Origin of the sequence: Nguyenibacter vanlangensis, from assembly GCF_013376155.1 — a bacterium.
Taxonomy (GTDB): Bacteria; Pseudomonadota; Alphaproteobacteria; order Acetobacterales; family Acetobacteraceae; genus Gluconacetobacter; species Gluconacetobacter vanlangensis.
Map to the genome: position 1 here is coordinate 1 of NZ_JABXXP010000355.1, position 3,032 is coordinate 3,032.

Annotated in this window: 5 protein-coding genes; 3 read left to right on the forward strand and 2 right to left on the reverse strand. The window is 67.8% G+C overall.

The genetic code is table 11. From position 1 onward, the window contains the following. On the reverse strand, positions 1-730 hold a 730-nt coding region (locus tag HUK84_RS13705; RefSeq protein ID WP_176640786.1), incomplete at its 3' end, for an NAD-dependent epimerase/dehydratase family protein. A gap of 271 nt (positions 731-1,001) precedes the next feature. Between HUK84_RS13705 and HUK84_RS13710 the strand changes: the two genes are divergently transcribed. Beyond that, complete coding sequence (locus HUK84_RS13710; RefSeq protein WP_176640787.1) at positions 1,002-1,871, forward strand: dimethylarginine dimethylaminohydrolase family protein; 870 nt, start codon at positions 1,002-1,004, stop codon at positions 1,869-1,871. A gap of 34 nt (positions 1,872-1,905) precedes the next feature. On the opposite strand, the gene HUK84_RS13715 is transcribed toward HUK84_RS13710, so the two are convergent. Beyond that, positions 1,906-2,244 carry a hypothetical protein gene (locus tag HUK84_RS13715; protein ID WP_176640788.1) on the reverse strand — a complete coding sequence of 113 codons (339 nt, stop codon included), beginning with the start codon at positions 2,242-2,244 and terminating at the stop codon, positions 1,906-1,908. Positions 2,245-2,397: 153 nt separating this feature from the next. On the opposite strand from HUK84_RS13715, the gene HUK84_RS13720 reads away from it, so the two are divergent. Together HUK84_RS13720 and HUK84_RS13725 are read left to right on the forward strand one after the other, a co-directional pair. Beyond that, positions 2,398-2,592, forward strand: a complete 195-nt coding sequence (locus HUK84_RS13720; protein ID WP_176640789.1) for a VOC family protein — start codon at positions 2,398-2,400, stop codon at positions 2,590-2,592. Between the two features lie 78 nt (positions 2,593-2,670). Further along, on the forward strand, positions 2,671-3,032 hold a 362-nt coding region (locus tag HUK84_RS13725; RefSeq protein WP_176640790.1), incomplete at its 3' end, for an MFS transporter.

Genomic DNA, 3,032 nt, shown 5'->3' on the forward strand with positions numbered 1-3,032 from the left:
CCGGCGCCGCGCCGCCATTGCCCGGCGGCCGCGGCAGCAGCCGGACCAGGGCTTCGACGATGTCGTCGATATAGGTGAAGTCGCGCGCCATGTCGCCGCCGTTATAGACGTCGATCGGCAGGCCCCCGAGGATGTTGCGGGTGAAGCGGAACAGCGCCATGTCCGGCCGCCCCCAGGGGCCGTAGACGGTGAAGAAGCGGCAGGCCGTCATCGGCAGGTCGTGGAGATGGGCGTAGGAATGCCCGATATCCTCGCATGCTTTCTTGGTGGCGGCGTACAGGCTGAGCGGATGGTTGCAGGGCTGGTCCTCGGTGAAGGGGCAATCGGTGCCGGCGCCGTAGACCGATGAGGTCGAGGCCAGGATGACATGCCGCACCGGCAGGGCCTTGACCGCGTTCAGCAGGTTATGGGTGCCCACGACGTTGGCGCTGACATAGGCGGACGGGTTGTCCAGGCTGTAGCGCACCCCCGCCTGGGCGGCGAGATGGACGACGATGTCGGGCCGGGCCGCGCGGCATGCCGCATCCAGCCGGGCGTGATCTTCCAGCATGAATTCGTGGGCGGAGAATTCCGGATGGGCGGTGAGCCGGGCGTGGCGTGCGCGCTTCAGCGCCACGTCGTAATAGGGGGTCATGCCATCGATGCCGGTGACCGCATGCCCATCCGCCAGCAGGCGGCGTGCCAGGTGATAGCCGATGAAGCCCGCCGAGCCGGTCATGAGAATGTGCAACAAATCCCCCCTGCCGCCCGTCGCGGCCATCCGGCATCAGCCCGTAACCGGCGCCCCATACAGACCGCCCCATTACAGACCGGAGACGGCGATGAGAAGCCCCGCCGCGCGGGCGTGCGTCCCTGCCCGGTTCGGCGCGCGCGTTTACGATTGAGCGCGCGGCAAACTTTACTTGCGCGATCCGCTATCGGATGGCCGGCAAGGCGGGCCTATGATACCCGGCATTCGGGTTCGAGCCACCCGGGCACCTTCGGACGAGGAAAGCAGGAGCATGGACGCCACACGCTGGTTCATCGACAGCGAAACCGGATATCTGGAGGATGTCCTGCTGTGCCCGCCGACCTATTATAGCTGGATCCCCAGCAACGATATCGCGATCCTGAGCCTGGAGGATGGCCGCGGGGCCGACGCCGGCGCGGTGCAGGCGCAGTTCGGCGAACTGGTGGACGCGCTGCGCGGCGCGGACGTGGCGTGCCATTTCCTGACGCCGCAGCCCGGCCTGCCCTATCAGGTCTATACCCGCGACAGTTCGCAGACCACGCCGTTCGGCACCGTCGCCACCAACATGTACCGCGCGGAACGCAAGGGCGAGACGGCGGCGATCGAGGCGTTTTACGGCCCCGGGGGGATCTGGCGGACCGCCACGCGCGGGCATCTCGAGGGCGGCGACATCCATGTCATCAGCCCCGGCCTGCTGGCCGTGGGCGTGACCACCACCCGGACCGACCGGGCCGGCGCCGAGGAATTCACCGGCTGGTTCGACGCGGCGGGATGGCAGACGCGGATGATCCGGTTTTCGGACCATTTCCTGCATCTGGACGTGGTGTTTTCCATGGTCGCCGAGAAGCTGGCGCTGGTCGCCCCCGATGCGCTGGCCGATGCGGACCTGGACTGGTTCCGCGCGCAGGGCATCCGGCTGCTGCCGGTGAGCTACAAGGAGGCGATGCGCGACATGGCGTGCAACGTGCTGGCCCTGGGCGACGGGCGGGTGGTCAGCCCGCGCCATTCCACCCGGGTGAATGCGATGCTGCGCGCCGAGGGGCTGGTCGTCCTGGACCCGGAACTGGACCAGTTCTCGCAGGGGGGCGGCAGCGTCCATTGCATGACGATGCCGCTGCGGCGCCGGTCGCCGGCCGCTTGAAGGGCGGATGACGCGCCCGTCCGCGAGGGGCGGGTCAGCCGCTTTCGCGGTCGGGGTGGCTTTCCACTTCGCGCAGCAGGTGGATATAGCGGCCGGTATCGAAGCGGGGCTTGACGAACATGCGCCGCACCGCGCGGATTCCGTTGGCGGTGAAATAGGCGCGTGGCGGCAAATCTCCCTCGACGACGCGCAGCAGGCCGCGGGCGACCAGGTCGCGGATCGAGGCCGGGATGCGCGGCTGGCCGCGGCGGGTACCGCTTTTCCACACCGGCAGGATGATGCCGTCGGACAGCGACGGGTTATGTCCGGAATCGGTACCGAAGGACCAGCGGATGAACCGCTCCTCGGACCGGGTAAGTCCTGTATCACCCATAATGACTGGCTCGCGTTCTTGTTTTCTTAATTTTTTTCGCGTCAATCGGGCCGGGTGGCGGCCCAATCCTTACTTTACAGGACGGACCGGCGTCGGTTGCAAGTCATTCCGCACCGTCCGTCATCATTTCTTTGCGGATGTGAAGGCCGAGCCATGCGGAAATCGGTTGCGGCCGGGTTCTCGATATCGGTCAGCGCCGACACGACGGAGGAGGCCGAGCGGATCTTCACCACCCTGTCCGACGGGGCGACGGTGACGATGCCGCTGCAGAAGACGTTCTGGGCGCCGATCTTCGGCACGCTGACCGACCGGTATGGCGTGGCCTGGATGGTCGGGTGCGAGTCGTAACCCGCGTGGGGGCCCGTGACCGTCCGGGGCGGGGCGTGTATGGTCCCTGCCCCCTTCGCCCCGCACGGATGTCCGATCATGCATGTCGTTTCCGCCCCGCCCGCCGGCCGCCTGAGCTGGCGCGACGTCCGCACCCTGGCCCTGGCGGCCCTGGGCGGGGCGCTGGAATTCTATGATTTCGTGATCTTCGCCTATTTCGCGAAGATCATCGCCCAGCATTTCTTCCCCGCCGCCCAGCCCGACTGGCTGCGGCAGACCGAGACGTTCGGCCTGTTCGGCGCCGGCTATCTGGCCCGGCCGCTGGGCGGGGTGGTGATGGCGCATTTCGGCGACCGGCACGGGCGCAAGAAGATGTTCGCCTTCAGCGTGCTGCTGATGGCCGCGCCGACCCTGCTGATGGGCCTGCTGCCGGGTTTCGGCACGCTGGGCCTGGCCGCGCC

Bases quoted from the DNA above. Each gene is read 5' to 3' on its own strand.
- HUK84_RS13720 (WP_176640789.1), top strand. From the start codon at position 2,398: ATGCGGAAATCGGTTGCGGCCGGGTTCTCGATATCGGTCAGCGCCGAC.
- HUK84_RS13710 (WP_176640787.1), top strand. From the start codon at position 1,002: ATGGACGCCACACGCTGGTTCATCGACAGCGAAACCGGATATCTGGAG.
- HUK84_RS13715 (WP_176640788.1), bottom strand. From the start codon at position 2,244: ATGGGTGATACAGGACTTACCCGGTCCGAGGAGCGGTTCATCCGCTGG.